This window comes from Methanoculleus sp. (assembly GCF_030019085.1).
Taxonomy (GTDB): Archaea; Halobacteriota; Methanomicrobia; order Methanomicrobiales; family Methanoculleaceae; genus Methanoculleus.
Genome location: NZ_JASEFJ010000017.1, coordinates 21,322 through 40,382, shown reverse-complemented (window position 1 = coordinate 40,382; position 19,061 = coordinate 21,322). Strand labels below are relative to the sequence as shown.

Genomic DNA, 19,061 nt, shown 5'->3' with positions numbered 1-19,061 from the left:
ATGAATCCTCTGGCCCTGCAGAAATTCATAGCCCCCTCTTCACTCCGGAGATCTTCTGTTTCAGTTTCATCATCCGAAGGTCTCTCTCGGCCTGATTGTTGGTGAAGGGGATGTTGAAATCCTTCATGAATGCCAGGATCTCTTCCTGGTAGTTGCGACAACGATCCAGGAGATTCTTTGCTTTTGACTGTTTCTTTCTCCCATGCTTTCCCTGTCCCCTGGGGTCTCGGAGATTTTCGTTTCCTCCTCCGCTGCTTTGAGAATCTTCTGATACTGTTCTTCAAAGGCAGCGATTCTCTCCGGCACGAGAATAGTCTCCTCTTCTTTTGCAACATCCACCGCGGCTTTTATCCCGTTGAGGAGGTTGCTCAGAGTTTTGCTCCACTGATGGTTGTAGTTCTCTGAGATCCCCCGGCGTTCGCGCAGGAGGTGGGCGTTACAGATAGCATGATCACTGGTATACCTGAAGTATGGCGCCCAGAAGTCATGGATCATCGTTCCCTGGAGTGCGGGCAGGATTCCCATGGCATCGGTTGCTTGCGCTCCTCGTTTTCGATGGCACCCGTAGGAGGTGAGGTGGTCGGTACTGGCGACATGCAGCCAATGCCGCGTGTCGCCCACCCGCATGCTGGTTTCATCGACGTGGAGAACCTGTGCATCTTGCAGGAGGTTTCGGGTATGTTCTTCAACTCCGGTCAGGTTTCGAGAGCACTCACCCGTGATTGCAACAACAGTTGCCTGGCTCAACGAGTGGCCAAAGAGGTCAAAAACCATCTCAGAGGCCCGTTCATAGGGAAGCAGCTGGTAGATGCAGAAATAGACCAGGAGCACCTTCAGGTTGATGTCATACTGCACGGGGTGCGCTACCTCGACAGGAAATCAGTTGGGTGAAAACACCCACAATGGGGGCACCGTTTGTGTTCTGCACGGTGTTCAGTCACGATAATCCGGGGAGGAGGTATGTCAAAAACCTGACGTCGTTCTACGACAGATGGGTCGACATGTTCCAGGGATGCCCCGCACCGGGAACAGGTGGAAGCAGTATGGACGAGGACCACATACGGGTTTGGAACGAGCTGAAGGGTATGACCTTCGTGGCCCTTCTGACCACCCGGAGGGCGTTCACCCTTCTTCCGTGATGTTTTTGGTCGATGAAACCCATCCATCGAGGGAGGGCGACTGCTGTTGCGACTGTTCTGGTTCAACTGGGATTCGAGGTCGGCAATCCGGGCCTTTAGGTGAGCATTCTCAGCACGGAGTTCCGTGATGAGACGCTTGAGATCACCGATGACTGCAAGAAGAACCGGGATATCCTCAACGGTGTACTGGGAGAGAGGTCGATTCTCAACACCTGTTTCGGGATATGGGTCTTCAGCAGTCATTATATTTTATTTAGAGACCATTATAAAAAGATCTTTCGGTTTGGGCTGAATAGTTATTCCTGGATATATGGTTTGTAGGGGTCGAGTTTGCTGGGTTTATTTCGGGTGTGGGGGGTTTCCAGAGGGTGATCGCTCCTGAGGTAACGTCTCACGGTCTTGCGATCAAGACCGGTCTCACGGGAGAGTTCGCTGATATTGACCCGTCCGGTGTTCTGTTCCTGTTCACGTGCGAGATCTTTGAGCATAAATAACGACAAATGTCAGAGAGGTCAGAAATCTGTTCAACTAAAGTCATTGACATCCTTCCGTATATGATTCTTTCTCCTGAATAAGTGCGATATACTCGTTTACCAATCGCTCGCTCATCTCGAGAGTCCGAGAGATTTCGAGTGGGCTCATTTGTCCATAGAGTGTTTGGACTTTTTTGAATGACTTGATGTAACGATCACAGGCTTCTTCAGTGTGACATGTTTTTCGAGCGATATCGGGAGTGGGAACATTTTGCAGGAACAATGTGACAATTTGTTTTTTGTGAGTCAGGGATGGCCCGATATCATGGACGGTTCCACGATAGGGAAGGATGACCGCATGCTCCTCCTGGTATTCCCGGATATCCTTTCCAATAGTACCTGCGCTCACACCCAGCAATTCAGCGATGTCAGCCTGCGTGAGAACACCGTTCTGCTCAAATGCTTCATTGAGCAGCCGTGCTACCTTGAACCTCCTGATTTCCTTGTGAGAATAGCCATTCAATCGCATATTCCTATCTTTTTCGTGAGCCAGGGAGAGGATGACAGGGGTGACTTTCATCTTCGCCAGAGTCTTTGCAGGACCAGGTTTCTCATTCTTGTCAACAGCGAACCACAGAGTCTGGCCAACCTCGAGGGTCCAGGGATCCTGGGAATATTGCCGGAACAACCGTACCATATCCTTGGCAAACATATCCTGAATCTTCTCGCCGCCGATGAATGAATATTCATCCCTGATCAGATGCTTGATCGCTGACTCAATCCCTTTTCCTGCAGATGGGGCGGAACTCATGGACTGACCCCCCGTCCCCCTTTTTTCCTGTCGAGTTCGGGAGACGATACCGTCATGATTTGGGCTATCCGATCTCCTCCCATCTCCTTGTATGTCTCATACAACGAGAGATATTCCTGGATCACTTTCTCTGACTGACTCGTCAACTCCCTGATTTGCAAGGGAGAGTATCCCTTGGATGTGAGCAGAATGACCTTTGAGAAACCGTTGATGTATCGCTTGATGGCATCGCCTGTATGGCGCGTTCTCTGCTCGATATCGGTATACTCATACCCTTTCAGGTAAAGTTCGATTATCTTGGTTTTGTGGGATACCGTCGGTCCGATGTCCTGGATTGAACCCCGGGTAGGTACCTCGATACCTTGTTCTCGCATCTCCCGCATGTCCCTCTGGATGGTGCGAGTACTGGTCGTAAGGAGCAACGCCAGGTCTTCCTGGGTCAGGAGCCCTCCCTGATCGTAGGTTTCATTGGCAAACCTGAGAAGCTTGTGTTTCCTGAGGCCACTGACGCCCTTTAACTCGAGGATATCAGCATCTTCAGGTTCTGATATCGTGAGGGCCACGGATACCAGGGAAAGTTGCTCTATTGATTTACCGGGTGGTTCGTGTACGCTGACTGCATGGTAAATGATCTGGCTGTCGTTGCGGAGGTTCCCATAGTTTGCCTCGATGTGCTCGTGCATGAGGTGGACCAGCGAGCGACATATCGCCCGGGAAAATCCATAATCTTTCTCCAACTCGGTAAATAACTGGTTCTCATTGGTTTTTTTCCAGGCGTTGGTCAGTAATTTGGGGTTATCTCCTGCAGCCGACATGTCTTTATCCCGTAATCCATGTGCCTCATGCAACGTTAAATGGGTCGACATTTGTCGGAGATGTAAACCAATCCTCCGTGTCGAACATCTGGCCTCAACAAGTTACTAACTTGAACCGGCCTGGGGAACCTTATTCCGACGCGATTGAGGAAACTCATTCCGACGTTGACAGCTCCGAGATGTGGGGGTTAGGGTAGAGGGATCTTGCGGTCGCTTATTCGGGAGATAGCGTGAATCGGGGAGGCGATTACCTTCACTTAAACGATGAAAAAGAGGGAAAAACTGTAATAAAAAAGCCTCCTTGCGCTATGTCTTTGACCGGAAAATGGCGCGGGCAAGCCGTTCGACGAAACTCTCTTTGACGCCTGCAGTCTCCTCCTCGACATACTCAATGCCTGCCACATCCGCTGCGATGTGCCCGAAGGCGCGGGATGCGCTGGATGTCGGATATTTCACAACAACCGGCGTCCTCGCGGCGGACGCGCGCCGAACGTTTGGGTCCTCGGGTATGACCCCGATCACCCTGGTTCCAAGGAGTTTCTCCATCTGAGCCGTGTTGAACTCGTTCCCGCTGCTTGCGACCCGGTTGATGATCGCCCCCTCTATATGCCCGCCAACGGTCTCTGTCAGGATCTTTGTCTTTAAAGAATCGACAATCGAGGATATCTCGGGGTTTACCACCAGGATCACGCCGTCTGCGAGAGTCAGCGGGATGACCCCGTCCCTGCTGATCCCTGCAGGGGCATCAAGGATCAGGATATCGAACTCGCTTACGAGATCCGTCATGACGCCTTTAAGCCGATCCGGGTTTGACTGCTGGAATCCCTGTAGAGAGAGTCCGGATGGGACAACTTTTACCCCGAACGGCCCTTCATAGATAGCATCCCTGACACGTGCCTTACCAGCCAGCACCTCGTGCAGGGTCACAGGCAGTTCGTCAAGCCCGAGAATGAGCCCGAGGTTTGCCATGCCGACATCGGCATCCAGAATGCAGGTCTTCTTACCGTAATGGGCAAGCAGCGCCCCCAGATTTGCTGTGACTGTTGTCTTCCCTGTACCGCCTTTGCCGGAAGCAATTGTGTATACCTTTACCATGTAACCACTTGATGTTTTGATCTCGTCGGTCTCATACCCAGTGCCGCAGGGTGCTCTGTATATCCTGTTCGAGTGCGTCTCTCTGCTCCCTTGAGATGGGTGCTGAAGGGCGGGTGATGGCGATCACCGTCTCTCCGTGGTGGGATATGCCAAGGAGTTCGACTCCATTCTCGTCATGTAATCTTCCCTCTTTATACATGTGGCTGTAACGCGCGGCCTCGTTCTCACTCCCCTGTTTTGTTGAGGCGATCAGAAGGCCGTCAGCGGATGCCAGGGTCACAGATTCAAGATCGTATTTCCTGCAGATTGCATCAAGAGCCTCTTCCAGGCTTCCCATGGCGCCGGGCTTGAGGGGTTCGAGGATGGGCCCCTTGCGGGTCGGACTTGAGGTATCCGCTGGCGGTAACGGCACCTGCGGAGAGCCTGCCATCTTGAGAGTTCGACTGATCTCCGCAAGGTAGTAGGTAATTGTGGCAAAACCGATCGTTGTTATTATCGTGAGGAGGATCAGAAAGAACTGGATGATACCGGTTGAATCCATTCTGCTATCAGCCCCTGAAATTATGTTTTGTTCTCCTTGATGAGATGATCGAGGTGGATCTTCTTGAGCATTTCCTTGCAATTCGTCCTGAAACTGCTGACAAGGTTCTCGATGTTTATCTCTTCCATATTCTGGATGAGTGTGTCAATCTCGTCACCTTCCGATTGAGAGGTCTCGGCCATCTCCTGCGCGGGTTTAACACCTGACATGGGGATGGTATGCGACTCAGCGGCGGGTTCAGGAGTGTGGGCGGAAGACCTCTTCCCCACGCTGGAGACGGTATCTGACCTTTCTGGAGCAGCACCTGCTTTTGAGGGTTTCGCTGGTTTACCGTCCATAACCGGTTTGGCCTCTCTGGAAATACCGCTGCCTGCGGGCTGGTTTCCGGGTTTTCCGGGAGTTGCCGCTTTCGCCCCCTCTGAAACACCCCTTTTCGCTGGCGATTTTCCGGGTTTTCCTGTGGTGGGCACCTCGATCGCACACTGGCGGTTGAACTCCTGAGAGAGTCGAACCTGCTCGGCCGTCAGAATGTTCAGTTCAGCCCCTGCTTCCTCCTCGCTCCCAAGCACCGCATCAAGTGCCTGCTGCCCTTTTAGCACCCCATACTCGGCAAGCATTAACTGACCTTCGTTCAACACGATGGTCGCGCTCTCGCTGCCAAGGACAATCTTACAGATCCCGGTAAACCTTGCTGTTCTCATCTCTTCGATCAGGGCAGGTGTTGTCGTGGACTTGATGATCTTGTGGAACCGGCCTCGTGGCAGTTGCATTCAGGCAAAGCTAGCTATTTTGTAGGGTATAAAGTTTGTCATTTATATCTCCAATGAAAAGAGGATTGTGCATGATTCTGAGTTTCATCTGAGGTACAACTAATCCTTTATAGTTCCCCTACAGTCGATCCACTCTTCCAGTATAGCCAGAATCTTCTCTTCTGCAACGTGGATCCCCTCCCTGACCGCCGGATCAATCTCCTGGCTGAATGCCTGGATCTCACCCACTTCAATCCCGATAACCACGATCTCCCCCGTATAACCGAGTTCCTTTGCCATCGTCACCGCATCCACGATCCCTATGTCGTGGGGTATCCTTGCGGGGATCTCAGGGGTTGGAAGATTTTCAAATGTAACGACGTCGCCTGTGTGGTCACCTATGCCAACCGTAGCATCTACGATAACAACCTTGTCGTAGCCTTCCATCAATGGGATCAGGTCGAAACCGCCGGTACCGCCGTCGATCGTATCAACTCCGGGAAATCTCCTCTCAAAGAGGTGCATCACAAGGATCCCTACCCCATCGTTTCCCATGAGTGGGTTGCCGCAGCCGATGATGCAGACACGGTTTTCGCGCATCTTCCTCGTACCTACTGATTATATCCTGCGGGGTACAAAAGTGTACTGAAAGATCCCTGACCGCGAAGATCCGGTTCCAGGAGTGGGGTGGTGAGGCGCAATGATTCATATCGTACCGAAACCGACCGATACACCGGAAGACAACTCAACCGGTGCCGTTATACGGGAACTGGAGCGGGCGTGTGCCCGCTACCGTCTCCTTGACCTCGCTGCAATCGACCCCCTCAACTCGAGGCTTGAGCAAGAACTCATATGGGTCTGCGGCATACGGCAGGACCTACACCAGTTCGAGACGCTGGACGTGCTTTCGCTCTCTAACCGGATTATCAACACTCCTGCAGCCATCGCCACCTGTGCTTCCAAGGTGATGACGACTGCACTTCTCATGCGGCATGGAGTGCGGACGCCGGAGACAGTCTACTTATCTTCAGAAGAGCAGGCGCGTGACTTCCTTATGCGGCATGGAAAGGTTGTTTATAAACCCGTCTACGGGTATGATGGGAATGGCATCCGGCTTGTGACAGAGCCCGGCGACCTCGGACCCGGCCCCTGGTATCTGCAGGAATACGTCCCGAACGATCGGGACTTCCGTGTCTTCGTCCTGGGTGGGGAGGCTGTTGGCGCGATAACCAGGATCTCTCGGGGGTTGATGCACAACATCCATCAGGGCGGGATTGGCATGCCGGTCGAGATCGACGACGAGATGCGCGCCATAGCCGAGGTCTCAGCAGCAGTGGTCGGCGTTGATTACTGTGGCGTCGACCTTCTGTGCGACCGGGAAGGATACACGGTTCTTGAGGTGAACGGGACGCCGAACTGGCACTGCATGGCAGCACCCATCCCCAAACTGCTTGCCTCATACCTCGTTGAGTGCGAACGCAAGATGCGCGCCTGAGAAGATAGGAGCGGTCTTCGACACCGGGTGGTGCCGCTCCGCATATGTGTGCAACCTTACTGGAGGAATTCGAGGTCTTTTAAGGTCTTATCGGCGAGTTCTTTCATCCTGGCAGAAATCCTGTTTGATGACGCGAATTCCACGTCCTTCATGGCATTTGCAAGTTCGGTTCCAAGCACGAAGATGGCGTACTTGTGTTCCATTTTACTCTTATGCACCTGAGAAGGGTCGATCTTCAACGCGTAGTATTGCGAAAATTTCAGTTCCGGGTTCTGCACCTCAAAAAAATCTTTAATTTCAGTTAGAATCCCATGTAGCGCTATTAACTCTTCTTTGTGCATCGTCTCTCCCCGAGAGAGAAGATAGTGAACGTTAATATATATAAATTTGCACCAGGGATCGGTCATCAAACTATCTTTATGAGTCTGATTGAGAGCGGACGCTTTATAATCCCCTTAAAGTCCGTGGCAGCCACGAACTCAAGGTCTTTTCCACCGAGTTGATCGAGGAGTTTCTGGTCAATTACACGGTCAACGACAAGTCCCTCGACATCGCCGTTCAGGTTCTGGAGTGCGTTTTCGAGATCTGCGGCGCTGGATTCCAGGAGGACGGTATAATCTGGGGAGAGAAATCTGGCAATCTTTTTGTTCCGGACGTCTGCCATGTGTTCACCGAGCGTCGAGGGTGGTTTTTTGCTCTCCTCAACCGGCGGTGGCAGTTCATCCTCGCCGCGTGGTACCCTGACACTCACTGGTGTCGCATGAACAGGCACTCGCTCTGTAGCCTCCTCCAGCGGGAGGTGTTCGATCAGTCCGACGGCAGGCACTTTGTTCCGGAGCGCTTTGACGATCTCTTTACGACTCATCTCCTCGACGCTCTTTCCGCGCGGGCAGTAGGCCACAAAGTCGATCTCGGCGACCTGGAGGAGTTCGCGAAGGATCAGGTCGCCACCCCTGTCGCCGTCTAGTAGCGTGGTTGCAGTCTTCTGAGCGCAGAGGTCGATTATTATCTGTGGGATGTTTGTACCTTCCACCGCAACGGCGTTCTTGATCCCGTAGCGTAGCAGGTTGACAACGTCAGCCCGTCCTTCAACGATTATTATGGCATCGGAGGCCATAACGTGAGGGCCGGCGTGGACTCGCTCTTCCCCGAGGTACTCAAGTTTCTCGATCCTGATGGCTTCCCTGACTTCGTCGAGCAGTTCGTCGCTGTTTATGGATCCCTCATCGAAGTTTTCGAGGAGAAGTTCTTTTGCACGCTCGACGATCCGACGTCTTTTCGTCACCCGGATGTCTTCGATGCGGTCAACCATCACATGGGCCGTACACGGTCCAACCCGGTCGATCGTCTCAAGCGACGAGGCGAGAAGTGCGGTTTCTGCCCTATCGAGCGATGATGATATGAGGATCTCACCTTTTGTCTCACCACGTTTAGTGGTTATCTGTACATCTATCCTGCCTACACGGCCGGTTCTCTGCAAATCACGCAGGTCAAGGTCTTCGCCAAGCAAACCTTCCGTCTGGCCGAATATAGCACCCACTACGTCGGGTTTATCGACCACCCCCTCGATCTGCAGCGTAAGGTGGATAAGGTATTTTGTTGTATCAGGTGAATACATGGAGCCCTGCCCTCCTATGTAGATATAATCATGATTTCCGTAACCCACACGGTTACTTTATGCGCGGATATACGGGTTGATATATATTTAGGATACGATTACTTAAATCAGATGGGGCCGTATCGCAATTTTTTTTAAGTGAATAATTCAAACCAGAAATAGGTTTTAACCCCTATTTTACTTTGTTCTTCTACTCTCTTCTTTTACGAAGGATACAGGCAGAATGCCCTCGACGGAAGGAAGGGGATGAATGCCGTCAAATAGCAGATCCCAATTATTTTTGTGCAATGCGTAAAAAAGTACCAGTATCGACTCCCGTAAAATTGTAGGTTACGCCTCCTATGGACATTTCATGTATTGGATCGCTTCAGGCATTCGAGAGCACGGGAACGTGACAGACCGGCGATCGACACAACCTTTGATGAAGACGCATATCCGGCAACGATCGTCACGTTGCCACGGGGCACCTCAAAAGTCTTTGCCAGGAGGTCTATGATGGCACGGTTTGCTCTTCCACCTATTGCGGGTGCTGCCACATGACATCGTATACTCTGGCGCCACTCGTTGTAACCTGCGGGGAACAGAGACCGTTTTGCGCCTGTTGTAACATCGAGAGCAAGTGTCACTCCGTGTGGCGTTTCGGAGATAGCATCGACATAGGTCTCCATCAGAAAAGCCCCTTGGACGAATGTCGCCCGGCACTAACGATCCAGGATCACTGGTGGCCTGTGCCGTCCCTCACCCGATCGAACCCATATGCCGGGCGTGCCTGTCGCGCACCCGGGTTGTCCCGTGGTTCATATCCAGGCGTCATGCCGACGATCGCCCGGGGACCTATAAGGTGCGCTTTATCGGCTCAGCATTATTTATCCGGGTGCGATAAATATCCTTCGCCGGGGTAGAATTGCGGGTGTCTCTCCTGGAGGTCGCCGTGGGCGTAGACCCGCACCCCCCCAACGATCACCACTTCCGGGAAGATCGCTTCATGCCCCTCGAACGGCGACCACCCGCACTTCGCATGGAGGCCGGAAGCATCGATCCGGCTGAGTTCGTCAGGGTAGAGGGCATAGTCCGCCCGATCGCCAGGTTCAAACCCCGGGCGGGAGATGCCGAGGATTTCCGAGGGTTTCCATGAGGTCTTTTCAATAACGGATGAGAGGCTGAGTCGCCCCCGGTGCACCTCCGCCATCAGGAGCGGGACCATCGTCTCGAGACCGGGGATCCCTGAAGGTGCATTCCCGAATTGCACCTTCTTCTCGGCAAGAGTATGGGGGGCGTGATCAGAGGCAATGACGTCGATCGCATCCCAGCATGACCGGAGAGCGCGTCGTGTCGCTTTGTCCCTCAGCGGCGGGTTAACCCGTGCCAGGGTGTCGTCCGGATCGAAGTCTTCGTATGAGAGGAAGAGGTGGTGCGGTGTCACCTCCACGGTGCCGTGTGCGGCCCTGACCGAGGCAGCGGTGCTCAGGTGGCAGAAATGGAGCCGCATCTCTCCTGGTGCGAGTTCGCCAACCCTTCTTACAGCGCGTGCCTCGCCCTCAGGCGGCCGAGCCCGGTCGTGCTCGGCGAGGGTTTCCGGCGCCATCCCGCAGACCTCCTCGGCATGGATGGTGGCAAGCCCACCGAGGGCGTGGATACGGGCGAACAGATTCCTCAGGCTCTCCGGGTCGAGTCCTTCACCGTAACTCGACGGTGCTGCGAATATCTCTCCAAACGCCATCGCTCCTGCCTTCCACATTCCTGTCAGGTCCGCATCCGGGAGGACGCCGGCGTTAATGGCAAACCCGCACACGGCCTGTTCCTCAGCCTCGTGAATCCGTGCAAGGAGGCGCTCGGCCGTGGTGATTGGGGGGACGGTGTTAGGCTGGTCAACGACGAGTGTAACCCCGCCGGCGACCGCGCTTACCGTGCCCGAGCACCAGTCCTCCTTATCTGCCTGAACCCCGCCCCGCATGTGGACGTGCATGTCGACCGCGCCGGGAAGGCAGGTAAACCTGCTGCAGTCGATCGTCTCATCGGCTCGAACCGCTGCGCCTATGTGACTGACAACGCCGCTGGTAACTGAGATGTCGGCGCACCTTCCGGTAAGCAGTGTAACGTTCCGGAGCACCAGGTCGGCGGTCACCGGCAGCATGCCTCCAGGTCGTCCCGGGTCGCATAGTGGACTTCAATCATGCAGGTGGGGTGGTAGCGGGTCTTTGAGTCGCGGAGCCCCGGTACACCCATGTCACACTCCCGGTTGATGTAGCGGTAGCGGTCACGAAGCGCCCTTGCCGTATCGCTCATGATAACCTTGTAGATGTCGCGATAGGTCTCAGGAAGCGCTTTTTCGAAGTGGACAACGGCCATACTTCTGTTCACCGGCCCCACAATCGATATCGCCCCGATGGAGTCTCCGATCCTTATAGCCCAGCCTTCAAGTCCGATCTCAAAGAAGTTGTTCACAGCAAACAGGATTGCATCTCTCTCGTAAGCAAGGATGGGCATGGAGTCACACTCGCGCCACTCGCACCAGATTACCAGGAATTCCCAGACGTCGTCCAGGTTATCTCGGGTGATCTCCTCGATGGCGTATTTGTAGTCCCGCGCAAACCGGTGCACCTGATGCCGTATTGTGGCGTAACCCTTACCCGGGAGATCGGCGAGGTCCGCCGTCCGATAGACGTAGTCAAAGAAGTTCCTGTCGGGGTGCAGTGGTAGGTCGGGATAGCGTTTCCGGAGGAATGCTTCGCCGCCTGGATCGAGAACCTGCATAGGTATCTCTCCACCCTCCCTGAGTGCGAGTTCGATGACCTCATCGAGCAGATCGGGATCTTCCGGCCCGATCGGGTAACGGAAGGTGGTTACACCATCGATGGTACTTGAAAGGACTATCGAGTCACCGGATTTACAGAAGCGGTAATCCGCATAGTGGTTCCAGCAGACCATGTTCGCGAACGTGTTGTCGCTATGCACCTGTGGGTAGTGTTGATAATGCTCCTGAAAGAGTTCGTGGTCTTCCAGTTTCACGGGTTTGAAATCAGCAAATCTCAACATTCTTCATCTCTTTTCAGGGTACCACCGCATTGGTGTATGCCCCTCCATTCTCTGGAAACCAAGCCCGGTATAAAATGTCTCGGTTCCGGGCTCGGCTATAAGGGCGATCCAGGTGATACCTGCAGACTTACATTCTTTGAGCAGCGCAGATAAGATCATCGTTCCGATGCCCCGGCCCCGGCAGTCCGGGAGGACGACCAGATCCTGAACGTAGCCGTCAGAGACTCCATCTGAGATCACCCTCCCCATACCGACCGCCCTCCCGCTCGAGTGCTCGACTGCGACGGCAAAGGCAAAACTTCCTCTGATGAGCCTGGTCAGGCCTGCCGGGTCCCATTCCTCTTTCCACCAACCGCCAGACCGGTAGAGATCCTCAATCGCCTCCACATCCCACGAGTCCACAAGACATATCTCGACCTCTGTCCCATCTACCATTGAATCTCTCCGTAAAGAGCCATTCTGGAGCAACCTTGAGAAAAAAAGAGGTGGTTGCTCCCTAACAGACCCGTGGTACTGGGTCACCGATCGGTGGTTCGATGAACCTCTCTCCCCCCACTGCCGTCCGCATAACAACATGCGATCCTTCGACGACCTCGCCGACGATCGCTGCATCATGCCCGTAAGGGTGCGAGCGCAGTACCTCAAGAACGGTCTCTGCATCATCGGGCGCGACCCCCATGACGACCTTTCCCTCGTTTGCCACCTCGAGGGGATCTATGCCGAGCATACCGGCGGCGCTCCGAACGCTCGTCCTGATGGGGAGTTCCTCCTCCTCTATTATAACCCCAACGCCGCTCTTCCTTGCCATCTCGTTTATGGCGTTAGCAAACCCTCCTCTTGTCGGGTCTTTCATGGCGTGAATGTCACCGGCAGCAAGCGCCCGCTCGATAAGCGGCCATAGAGGGGAGACGTCGGACCTGATCTGGCCGCCGAAATCGAATCCCTCCCGGTGGGCCATGATGGCGATGCCGTGGTCACCGAGGGTGCCGCTGACGATGATCAGATCGCCGACCAAAAGCCCGCTGTCCCGTACCACCCGCTCAGCGATGCCGATGCCGCTGGTGTTGATGATGATGGTGTCAAGCGCACCTCGCTCCACCACCTTGGTATCCCCGGTGACAAGGCTTGCACCACATTCTCCAAGTGCGGTATCCATAGAAGCGACGATCCGCTCGAGGTCTGCAACCTCGAACCCCTCGGGGATGACCATGCCGCAGGAGAGCGCGATCGGTCGCCCACCCATCATGGCAAGGTCGTTGATCGTTCCGCATATGGCGATACGCCCTATATCCCCTCCGGGGAAGAAGATAGGCGAGACAACATGGCTATCGGTCGTAAAAACGATGTTCTGGCCGTTTAGTGGGATGACCGCGCCGTCGTCAAGCGATTCGAGCCCTATCCCGCCGGCGTTGTTGTGCTTCAGGTTGGTGATGACGCGCAGCAGTTCGCCCATCACCTCGCCGCCGGCACCGTGCATGAGATTGACCTTCATTCTTCGTCCACTTCTATCTCGATGTTGGTGACCACAATCTCCATTCCTGCAACGATCTCAGGAAGCTTCCCGCATTGGGGGCAGACAAACCGTTCGTCCCCCTCGTAACCGCAGGAGCAACGTGTGCGCACATCGACGTTCTGGCAGGAGAGTTCGGTCGCCGGGAAGAGCGGGTCGTCCTCGATGATGACGTTGAAGAGGAACTCCACCTGTTCGGGGTTCACCATTGCCATCCTGCCGACGTTCACAGAGATACGTTTCACCTCTTTTGCGTTGTTCTCCACCGCAGCCCGGCGGGCGGTTGTGTAGATGTCGTAGGCGATGCTGTACTCGTGCATCAGTCCTCCATCGCAGCGTAGACCTGCTTGAAGACCTCGCGGGTCTCAAGCCCCTCCTCTCTGCTGAGGCGCTGGATGGCGAACCCCACATGGACGAGCACAAACTCACCGACCCTGACATCGACAAGGTCGAGCCGGACCTCCTGCTGCAGGTCGCCGAAGTCGACGACGCCGATGTTGCCCTCTTTTATCTCGATTACCTCACCGGGTATTGCAATACACATGACCTCTCTTCCTCTTCTGTTAGTTTTGTCTGCGTGTCAAAAAAGGTTGATCATGCTGCAGAAGGGGTTGCCGGAGAACGGTCGTATCCTTGCGCTCATGCAGCGGTTTCACATGCCGGTGCACCATAAATCGGGCTGAATGACACATTCTTTATGATCCCTTGACATGCTGCCATAAAATAAGCGATCTGAGGCATAAACTCGCCACAGTTTCTACGTAGCGGCGCGGGCAGTACGTGGCGATTGGCGGTGGGAAGCCGTGTCAGTGACAGGATAAAATTTCAGGTAAGTTATCGCGCCTGGAACCCTGTGAAGGGAATTTCCCTGGCACTGTATCGGTTGAGAATCGCTATTTCAGGGAGAGGCTGACGGGGGGAAAGCCCCCCTGTCTTTCTAAGCCTCACTAAAAAACCACATGATGCCCGTCAGGGCTACAGGCATACCGGATGAAGATCGGGGGTCATTTTCATACGAAAACATCACTTGCCGGACTCTACAATTGGTCGGCACCGCTTCTCTTCCACTCTCACCCAGAAAACCGTTCCTGGTGTCAGACCTGGATAAAAAAGGTTTTATCAGGCGAACATCTCGCCGAAGTTTGTATGGATATGGTGGCGATCGAAGTCCACCGAGAGTTTCTCGATCGCTTTCATGAAATCCTCGTTGGTGACGGTTTCGCGCTCCATCCTGATGGCAAACATGCCCGCCTCCATGCATATCGCCCTTAGATCGGCACCGTTCTTGCCCTCTGTTAGCCTGGCAACCTCGGCAAGATCGACGTCTTTGCCAAGGTTCATGTGCCTGGTGTGGATCTTAAGGATGGCAAGCCTTCCCCGGTGGTCGGGGAGCGGTATCTCGATCATCCGGTCGAATCGACCGGGTCGCAGGAGGGCGCGGTCAAGAATATCGATCCGGTTGGTTGCGGCGATGATCTTGACATCACCCCGGTTATCGAACCCATCCATCTCGGCCAGGAGTTGCATCAGAGTCCGCTGCACCTCGCGGTCGCCGGAGGTTGTCGAGTCGCTCCGCTGCGCGCCGATCGCATCGATCTCGTCGATAAAGATTATTGACGGGGCTTTCTGTTTCGCAAGGTCGAAGAGTTCTCTGACCAGACGGGCACCCTCACCGATGTATTTCTGAACCAGTTCTGAGCCGACAACCCGAAGGAAGTGCGCATTCGTGTGGTGGGCTACCGCGCGTGCGAGGAGGGTCTTTCCCGTCCCCGGCGGGCCGTAGAGGAGCACGCCCTTCGGCGGGGATATCCCGACCCTTTCAAAGAGGTGGGGCTTCGTGAGGGGGAGTTCTACGGCTTCCCTGAGTTCTTCGATCTGCGGTTCAAGGCCGCCGATGTGCTCGTAGGTCTCTTCCGGACACTCGACAAGTTCCATACCATAGACCTGCGCGTCATAACTCGTGGGTAGCACATCAACGATCGCAAGGGACTGCTGGTTGAGCGTGCACCGCACCCCTGGCTTGAGGAGTTCGGGGTCTATGAGCTGGGAGGTGCGAACCAGGAACCGCGGCCCCGCGCTGCTACGCACAATCACCCTGTTACTGTCGATAACATCGGTAACCGTACCGATAACGAGGGGGGGACTCCTGAGTTGCTCTATCTCGCTCTTAAGTTTGCGGAGCTCGCGCTCGTAGCGGATCTTCTGGGTCTCGATGTAGCGTTTCTCGGACTCCATCTGTCTGAATTGCTCGCGCAGTTCCAGGTTCCGGTTTTCGAGGCTGCTGATCCGTTCAAGGAGGTACTGGTAGATGTCTTCACCGGTTTCCTTGTCTGGTGCCTGCCGGGCAAAATCTCCCATATGTCCCCTCGATTAATTATATAGGTTAAAATAAATATAAAGTTGTTTGCGAGAGTTATGCAGTGTGAACTATGCGGTGCTCCCATCCAGGGACAGTCGAAAATCATCAAGATCGAAGGGGCGGAACTCCGCGTCTGCGCTCGATGTGCAAAATACGGTACAGAAGTCCAGCAACCACGCCAGAGTGTTGGTTCGCAGAAGACACAGGGGTTCGCTGCTCCACAAACCCCCCGGCGGAGATCCAGAGATGTCTTTGACCTGATGGAAGGCGAACTGGTCGAGGATTACACGAACCGGATCCGCGCGGCCCGTGAAGAGCGAGGCTGGTCCACGCTTGACCTTGCACAGGCGATCAAGGAACGCGAGCTCCTGATCAAGAAGATCGAGAAGGGGGACCTCATCCCCGAGGATGATGTCCGGCAGAAACTTGAGAAGGCGCTCAATATCAGATTGATAGACTCGGGTGAAGACTCCACCTCCACAGGGGGACCTGGCCGGGTGACAACGACCGTCGGAGATGTTATTTCCTTTAAAAAGAGTCGGAAATAAGCCATTCCCACATTATTGGCCCGGACGGGGTGCTCCTGACTCTCGCCCGAGGGGGTATCGGCATGTTTTTATACATGAACAGATAATGCTACTTCCAATGCGTGGTGAATGTTTTTTCGCCGGTGACCGCTTTTACCCCGGTTAACGGAGTTGCCATCACCTGCGCAGGAGTAATTCGCCGATTTTTTACCGCCGATCCCCATAACAGCGGAGCGGCAGGTATCTATCGCTATTTTAACTGGTTTAGCCAGTTTTGATCTTTCCCGGAAAAGACCGTATCATCAAATTCCGGGAGGAGAATGGTTATGAGAGGTAAAGAGATTCGTCTGGAACGTATTATGGATCGAAACACCGGCAGGACCATCATCGTGCCGCTCGACCACGGGGTGACGCTCGGCCCCATCCCGGGGCTGATCGATGTTGAGAAGACGATCGATCTGGTTGCTGAAGGCGGAGCAAACGCTGTGATCGGGCACCTCGGACTTGCTCTGCACGGTCACCGCCGGCACGGTCGTGATGTGGGTCTGATCATGCATCTCTCTGCGAGCACCAGCATTGGTCCTGACCCAAACGATAAGGTTCTCGTCAACACGGTCACAAACGCCATGAAGATGGGTGCTGACGGAGTCTCGGTGCACATCAACGTTGGTGCTGACTCGGAAGCACGGATGCTCCAGGATCTGGGCAGGATCGCGGTTGAGTGCATAGAGTGGGGGATGCCGCTCCTTGCGATGATGTACCCCAGGGGCAGGAAGATCGCAGATGAGCACGATCTCGAGAGCGTCAAACTTGCGGCCCGCGTGGCAGCGGAACTCGGTGCCGATATAGTCAAGACGGTCTACACCGGGGATCCTGACTCGTTCCGTGAGGTGACCCGGGGGTGCCCGGTGCCAGTCGTGGTCGCGGGGGGTTCAAAGACCGATGAGCGTGCGATCCTGGATCTGGTGGAAGGCGCAATGAATGGTGGAGCTGCCGGGATATCGATCGGGAGGAACGCCTTCCAGCACCCGGCGCCCGACCGCCTCATCCGCGCCGCAGCAATGATCGTCCATGGGGGGCGGTCAGCAGATGAAGCGATGGAGATTCTAAGAGTCTGATAACCATGATCGGAAAAGAGATCAGGCTTGAGAGAATTATGAACCGGAACACCGGTTGCTCCGTGATCATCCCAATGGATCACGGGTTCACGATGGGGCAGATCGAGGGGCTCCGCAACATGCCAGAAACCGTCAACGCCGTGAGCGAAGGGGGTGCAAACGCCATCGTCCTCCACAAAGGCATGGTTAAGGGGGGGCATCGGAAGAGTGGAAAGGATATCGGGCTCATCGTCCACCTATCCGCAAGCACCTCGCTGAACCCTGATCCAAACGACAAGGTGCTTGTATGCACCGTGGAAGAGGCGGTTGCGCTCGGCGCCGACGGTATCTCGATCCACATCAACCTTGGCGCGCCGAACGAGTCGCGGATGATAGAATCGGCGGGCGAAGTGGTCAGGGACTGCAACCGCTGGGGTATGCCGCTGCTGATCATGATCTATCCACGCGGCAAAGGGATCGATCCTGTATCGCCGCAGGCGGTCGGGCACTGTGTCCGCGTCGCCGAGGAGCTCGGTGCCGACCTGATCAAGACGAACTACACCGGGGATCCTGCCTCGTTTCGGCAGATCACTGCCGCGTGTTCGGTACCCGTCCTGATCGCCGGAGGCGAGAAGGGGGGTGACCTTGAGACGCTCACAACCATTCGGGACGCCGTTGACGCTGGTGCTGCGGGGGTCTGCATGGGTAGGAACGCTTTCCAGCGCCATGATACCGCACGGTTCGTGGCCGCGGTCTGCCGGGTGGTGCATGAGGGTGTAAGTCCAACCGAAGCCCTGGGGACGGAGCAATGAAGTTGTTCTGGGTTGATCTCCGGCCCTGGAGAAAAGACCTCGCGACCACGGCGATCGAGAGCGGGGCAGATGCCCTTCTCGTCGATGATCCGGAACGCGTTCGGGAACTCGGGCGCGTTAGGACGGTCGCACCTGACGGTGACCTGGTTCCCGGGAGAGACGTCTTTGAGGTTGAGATAGTTGACAAAGATTCCGAGGAGGAGGCAGTCCGGCTTTCCCGGCAGGGCCAGGTGATCGTCAGGACACGGGACTGGACGGTGATCCCCCTGGAGAACCTGGTTGCGCAGTCGGGGAGGATCATCGCTGCAGTCTCGAACGTCGAGGAGGCGAAGGTCGCCCTGACCGTCCTTGAGCGTGGTGTGGCGGGGATCCTGCTTTCAACCGATGACCCGGAGGAGATCCGGCGGGTGGCAGAGGTGATCGCCGGTTCAACCGCGCCAGTCCCCCTCGTCCCATTCGAGGTGACCCGGATCATCCCTGTCGGGATGGGCGACCGGGTATGTGTGGATACCTGTTCAATCCTGGCGGATGGAGAGGGGATGCTCGTCGGAAACACCTCATCGGCGTTCCTGCTGGTGCACCCGGAGACCCTGGAAAACCCCTATGTGGCGCCCCGGCCGTTCAGGGTGAACGCCGGAGCGGTGCACGCTTACACTCTCCTGCCCGACGGCAAGACCGCATACCTCTCTGACCTCTCGGTGGGTGACCGGGTGCTGATCGTGGAGCACTCGGGGGAGAGCCACGAGGCGGTTGTCGGCAGGCTGAAGATCGAGCGCCGTCCTCTCCTCCTTGTGGAGGCGAGGTCAGGAGAGGCGAAGGCGAGTCTGGTACTCCAGAACGCCGAGACTATCCGTCTTGTGAGAGAAGATGGCACGCCCATATCCGTAGCCGCGCTGGCGGTGGGTGACCGGGTGCTCGGCAGTCTGGCGGAGGGCGGGCGACACTTCGGGATAGCCGTCGCCGAGACTATCATGGAGAAGTGAG

Annotated in this window: 25 protein-coding genes; 5 read left to right on the top strand and 20 right to left on the bottom strand. The window is 55.3% G+C overall.

Translation table 11 applies throughout. The annotated features are described in order from the left end of the window. Window positions 1-25: 25 nt before the first annotated feature. The 10 genes from QMC91_RS10020 to QMC91_RS07795 form a co-directional block, all read right to left on the bottom strand. On the bottom strand, window positions 26-169 hold the full coding sequence (locus QMC91_RS10020) for a transposase (RefSeq protein WP_366944393.1): 144 nt from the start codon (window positions 167-169) through the stop codon (window positions 26-28). After that, window positions 124-774: a transposase gene (locus tag QMC91_RS07835; protein WP_366944392.1), complete on the bottom strand. Its 651-nt coding sequence runs from the start codon at window positions 772-774 to the stop codon at window positions 124-126. Before QMC91_RS07835 ends, QMC91_RS10020 begins: the two co-directional genes overlap by 46 nt. Window positions 775-863: 89 nt before the next feature. After that, the gene (locus tag QMC91_RS10015) at window positions 864-1,382 is read right to left on the bottom strand and encodes a DUF6444 domain-containing protein (protein ID WP_366944391.1); all 519 of its coding nucleotides are present in this window, start codon (window positions 1,380-1,382) and stop codon (window positions 864-866) included. A gap of 53 nt (window positions 1,383-1,435) precedes the next feature. Further along, entirely contained in the window at window positions 1,436-1,627 is a 192-nt protein-coding gene (locus tag QMC91_RS07825; protein WP_300237437.1) for a hypothetical protein, read from the bottom strand. Between the two features lie 46 nt (window positions 1,628-1,673). Beyond that, complete coding sequence (locus QMC91_RS07820; RefSeq protein ID WP_300237435.1) at window positions 1,674-2,423, bottom strand: DUF1670 domain-containing protein; 750 nt, start codon at window positions 2,421-2,423, stop codon at window positions 1,674-1,676. Further along, window positions 2,420-3,238, bottom strand: coding sequence for a DUF1670 domain-containing protein (locus tag QMC91_RS07815; protein WP_300237433.1), 819 nt, complete (start codon window positions 3,236-3,238; stop codon window positions 2,420-2,422). Before QMC91_RS07815 ends, QMC91_RS07820 begins: the two co-directional genes overlap by 4 nt. A gap of 306 nt (window positions 3,239-3,544) precedes the next feature. After that, on the bottom strand, window positions 3,545-4,333 hold the full coding sequence (gene minD, locus QMC91_RS07810; protein WP_300237431.1) for a cell division ATPase MinD: 789 nt from the start codon (window positions 4,331-4,333) through the stop codon (window positions 3,545-3,547). A 31-nt stretch (window positions 4,334-4,364) separates the two neighbouring features. After that, on the bottom strand, window positions 4,365-4,874 hold the full coding sequence (locus QMC91_RS07805; RefSeq protein WP_300237429.1) for a hypothetical protein: 510 nt from the start codon (window positions 4,872-4,874) through the stop codon (window positions 4,365-4,367). A gap of 20 nt (window positions 4,875-4,894) precedes the next feature. Beyond that, entirely contained in the window at window positions 4,895-5,644 is a 750-nt protein-coding gene (locus QMC91_RS07800; RefSeq protein WP_300237427.1) for a hypothetical protein, read from the bottom strand. Between the two features lie 99 nt (window positions 5,645-5,743). Continuing rightward, on the bottom strand, window positions 5,744-6,223 hold the full coding sequence (locus QMC91_RS07795; protein WP_300237425.1) for a hydrogenase maturation protease: 480 nt from the start codon (window positions 6,221-6,223) through the stop codon (window positions 5,744-5,746). A 100-nt stretch (window positions 6,224-6,323) separates the two neighbouring features. Between QMC91_RS07795 and QMC91_RS07790 the strand changes: the two genes are divergently transcribed. Then, window positions 6,324-7,118, top strand: a complete 795-nt coding sequence (locus tag QMC91_RS07790; protein ID WP_300237423.1) for a RimK family alpha-L-glutamate ligase — start codon at window positions 6,324-6,326, stop codon at window positions 7,116-7,118. A gap of 56 nt (window positions 7,119-7,174) precedes the next feature. Here the strand turns inward: QMC91_RS07790 and QMC91_RS07785 are convergent, their stop codons facing one another. The 10 genes from QMC91_RS07785 to QMC91_RS07740 form a co-directional block, all read right to left on the bottom strand. Next, complete coding sequence (locus tag QMC91_RS07785) at window positions 7,175-7,459, bottom strand: UPF0058 family protein (RefSeq protein WP_300237421.1); 285 nt, start codon at window positions 7,457-7,459, stop codon at window positions 7,175-7,177. 65 nt (window positions 7,460-7,524) lie between these two features. After that, window positions 7,525-8,736, bottom strand: coding sequence for a DNA primase DnaG (dnaG, locus tag QMC91_RS07780; RefSeq protein ID WP_300237419.1), 1,212 nt, complete (start codon window positions 8,734-8,736; stop codon window positions 7,525-7,527). 350 nt (window positions 8,737-9,086) lie between these two features. Continuing rightward, a complete protein-coding gene (locus tag QMC91_RS07775; protein WP_300237417.1) occupies window positions 9,087-9,404 on the bottom strand; it encodes a DUF167 domain-containing protein in 318 nt (105 codons plus the stop codon). Window positions 9,405-9,598: 194 nt separating this feature from the next. Further along, window positions 9,599-10,870 (bottom strand): dihydroorotase, encoded by a 1,272-nt coding sequence (gene pyrC / locus QMC91_RS07770; protein WP_300237416.1) that lies wholly within the window; start codon window positions 10,868-10,870, stop codon window positions 9,599-9,601. Further along, on the bottom strand, window positions 10,858-11,772 hold the full coding sequence (locus tag QMC91_RS07765; RefSeq protein WP_300237414.1) for a phosphatidylglycerol lysyltransferase domain-containing protein: 915 nt from the start codon (window positions 11,770-11,772) through the stop codon (window positions 10,858-10,860). Before QMC91_RS07765 ends, pyrC begins: the two co-directional genes overlap by 13 nt. 3 nt (window positions 11,773-11,775) lie before the next feature. Then, a complete protein-coding gene (locus QMC91_RS07760) occupies window positions 11,776-12,207 on the bottom strand; it encodes a GNAT family N-acetyltransferase (protein WP_300237412.1) in 432 nt (143 codons plus the stop codon). Between the two features lie 61 nt (window positions 12,208-12,268). Then, a complete protein-coding gene (gene hypE / locus QMC91_RS07755) occupies window positions 12,269-13,264 on the bottom strand; it encodes a hydrogenase expression/formation protein HypE (protein ID WP_300237410.1) in 996 nt (331 codons plus the stop codon). After that, window positions 13,261-13,602, bottom strand: coding sequence for a hydrogenase maturation nickel metallochaperone HypA (locus QMC91_RS07750; RefSeq protein WP_300237408.1), 342 nt, complete (start codon window positions 13,600-13,602; stop codon window positions 13,261-13,263). The genes hypE and QMC91_RS07750 overlap by 4 nt, the downstream gene beginning before the upstream one ends. Continuing rightward, a complete protein-coding gene (gene hypC / locus QMC91_RS07745; RefSeq protein WP_300237406.1) occupies window positions 13,602-13,826 on the bottom strand; it encodes a HypC/HybG/HupF family hydrogenase formation chaperone in 225 nt (74 codons plus the stop codon). Before hypC ends, QMC91_RS07750 begins: the two co-directional genes overlap by 1 nt. Before the next feature lie 575 nt (window positions 13,827-14,401). Continuing rightward, the gene (locus QMC91_RS07740; protein WP_300237404.1) at window positions 14,402-15,640 is read right to left on the bottom strand and encodes a proteasome-activating nucleotidase; all 1,239 of its coding nucleotides are present in this window, start codon (window positions 15,638-15,640) and stop codon (window positions 14,402-14,404) included. 57 nt (window positions 15,641-15,697) lie between these two features. On the opposite strand from QMC91_RS07740, the gene QMC91_RS07735 reads away from it, so the two are divergent. From QMC91_RS07735 to QMC91_RS07720, 4 genes are all read left to right on the top strand, one after another. Continuing rightward, on the top strand, window positions 15,698-16,189 hold the full coding sequence (locus QMC91_RS07735) for a multiprotein bridging factor aMBF1 (RefSeq protein ID WP_300237402.1): 492 nt from the start codon (window positions 15,698-15,700) through the stop codon (window positions 16,187-16,189). Window positions 16,190-16,494: 305 nt separating this feature from the next. After that, complete coding sequence (locus QMC91_RS07730; RefSeq protein WP_300237389.1) at window positions 16,495-17,286, top strand: 2-amino-3,7-dideoxy-D-threo-hept-6-ulosonate synthase; 792 nt, start codon at window positions 16,495-16,497, stop codon at window positions 17,284-17,286. Window positions 17,287-17,291: 5 nt separating this feature from the next. Continuing rightward, window positions 17,292-18,077: a 2-amino-3,7-dideoxy-D-threo-hept-6-ulosonate synthase gene (locus QMC91_RS07725; protein WP_300237387.1), complete on the top strand. Its 786-nt coding sequence runs from the start codon at window positions 17,292-17,294 to the stop codon at window positions 18,075-18,077. After that, window positions 18,074-19,060, top strand: coding sequence for a 3-dehydroquinate synthase II (locus tag QMC91_RS07720; protein ID WP_300237385.1), 987 nt, complete (start codon window positions 18,074-18,076; stop codon window positions 19,058-19,060). The genes QMC91_RS07725 and QMC91_RS07720 overlap by 4 nt, the downstream gene beginning before the upstream one ends. Window position 19,061 lies beyond the last annotated feature (1 nt).

Excerpts from the sequence above, each read along its gene's own strand:
- QMC91_RS07760 (WP_300237412.1), bottom strand. The coding sequence starts at position 12,207 with ATGGTAGATGGGACAGAGGTCGAGATATGTCTTGTGGACTCGTGGGAT.
- QMC91_RS07800 (WP_300237427.1), bottom strand. The coding sequence starts at position 5,644 with ATGCAACTGCCACGAGGCCGGTTCCACAAGATCATCAAGTCCACGACA.
- QMC91_RS07795 (WP_300237425.1), bottom strand. The coding sequence starts at position 6,223 with ATGCGCGAAAACCGTGTCTGCATCATCGGCTGCGGCAACCCACTCATG.
- minD (WP_300237431.1), bottom strand. The coding sequence starts at position 4,333 with ATGGTAAAGGTATACACAATTGCTTCCGGCAAAGGCGGTACAGGGAAG.
- QMC91_RS07825 (WP_300237437.1), bottom strand. The coding sequence starts at position 1,627 with ATGCTCAAAGATCTCGCACGTGAACAGGAACAGAACACCGGACGGGTC.
- QMC91_RS07820 (WP_300237435.1), bottom strand. The coding sequence starts at position 2,423 with ATGAGTTCCGCCCCATCTGCAGGAAAAGGGATTGAGTCAGCGATCAAG.
- dnaG (WP_300237419.1), bottom strand. The coding sequence starts at position 8,736 with ATGTATTCACCTGATACAACAAAATACCTTATCCACCTTACGCTGCAG.
- pyrC (WP_300237416.1), bottom strand. The coding sequence starts at position 10,870 with ATGCTGCCGGTGACCGCCGACCTGGTGCTCCGGAACGTTACACTGCTT.
- QMC91_RS07730 (WP_300237389.1), top strand. The coding sequence starts at position 16,495 with ATGAGAGGTAAAGAGATTCGTCTGGAACGTATTATGGATCGAAACACC.
- QMC91_RS07765 (WP_300237414.1), bottom strand. The coding sequence starts at position 11,772 with ATGTTGAGATTTGCTGATTTCAAACCCGTGAAACTGGAAGACCACGAA.
- QMC91_RS07750 (WP_300237408.1), bottom strand. The coding sequence starts at position 13,602 with ATGCACGAGTACAGCATCGCCTACGACATCTACACAACCGCCCGCCGG.
- QMC91_RS07775 (WP_300237417.1), bottom strand. The coding sequence starts at position 9,404 with ATGGAGACCTATGTCGATGCTATCTCCGAAACGCCACACGGAGTGACA.
- QMC91_RS07720 (WP_300237385.1), top strand. The coding sequence starts at position 18,074 with ATGAAGTTGTTCTGGGTTGATCTCCGGCCCTGGAGAAAAGACCTCGCG.
- QMC91_RS10015 (WP_366944391.1), bottom strand. The coding sequence starts at position 1,382 with ATGACTGCTGAAGACCCATATCCCGAAACAGGTGTTGAGAATCGACCT.
- QMC91_RS07805 (WP_300237429.1), bottom strand. The coding sequence starts at position 4,874 with ATGGATTCAACCGGTATCATCCAGTTCTTTCTGATCCTCCTCACGATA.
- QMC91_RS07725 (WP_300237387.1), top strand. The coding sequence starts at position 17,292 with ATGATCGGAAAAGAGATCAGGCTTGAGAGAATTATGAACCGGAACACC.
- hypC (WP_300237406.1), bottom strand. The coding sequence starts at position 13,826 with ATGTGTATTGCAATACCCGGTGAGGTAATCGAGATAAAAGAGGGCAAC.
- QMC91_RS07790 (WP_300237423.1), top strand. The coding sequence starts at position 6,324 with ATGATTCATATCGTACCGAAACCGACCGATACACCGGAAGACAACTCA.
- QMC91_RS07740 (WP_300237404.1), bottom strand. The coding sequence starts at position 15,640 with ATGGGAGATTTTGCCCGGCAGGCACCAGACAAGGAAACCGGTGAAGAC.
- QMC91_RS07735 (WP_300237402.1), top strand. The coding sequence starts at position 15,698 with ATGCAGTGTGAACTATGCGGTGCTCCCATCCAGGGACAGTCGAAAATC.
- QMC91_RS07835 (WP_366944392.1), bottom strand. The coding sequence starts at position 774 with ATGGTTTTTGACCTCTTTGGCCACTCGTTGAGCCAGGCAACTGTTGTT.
- QMC91_RS07785 (WP_300237421.1), bottom strand. The coding sequence starts at position 7,459 with ATGCACAAAGAAGAGTTAATAGCGCTACATGGGATTCTAACTGAAATT.
- QMC91_RS07815 (WP_300237433.1), bottom strand. The coding sequence starts at position 3,238 with ATGTCGGCTGCAGGAGATAACCCCAAATTACTGACCAACGCCTGGAAA.
- hypE (WP_300237410.1), bottom strand. The coding sequence starts at position 13,264 with ATGAAGGTCAATCTCATGCACGGTGCCGGCGGCGAGGTGATGGGCGAA.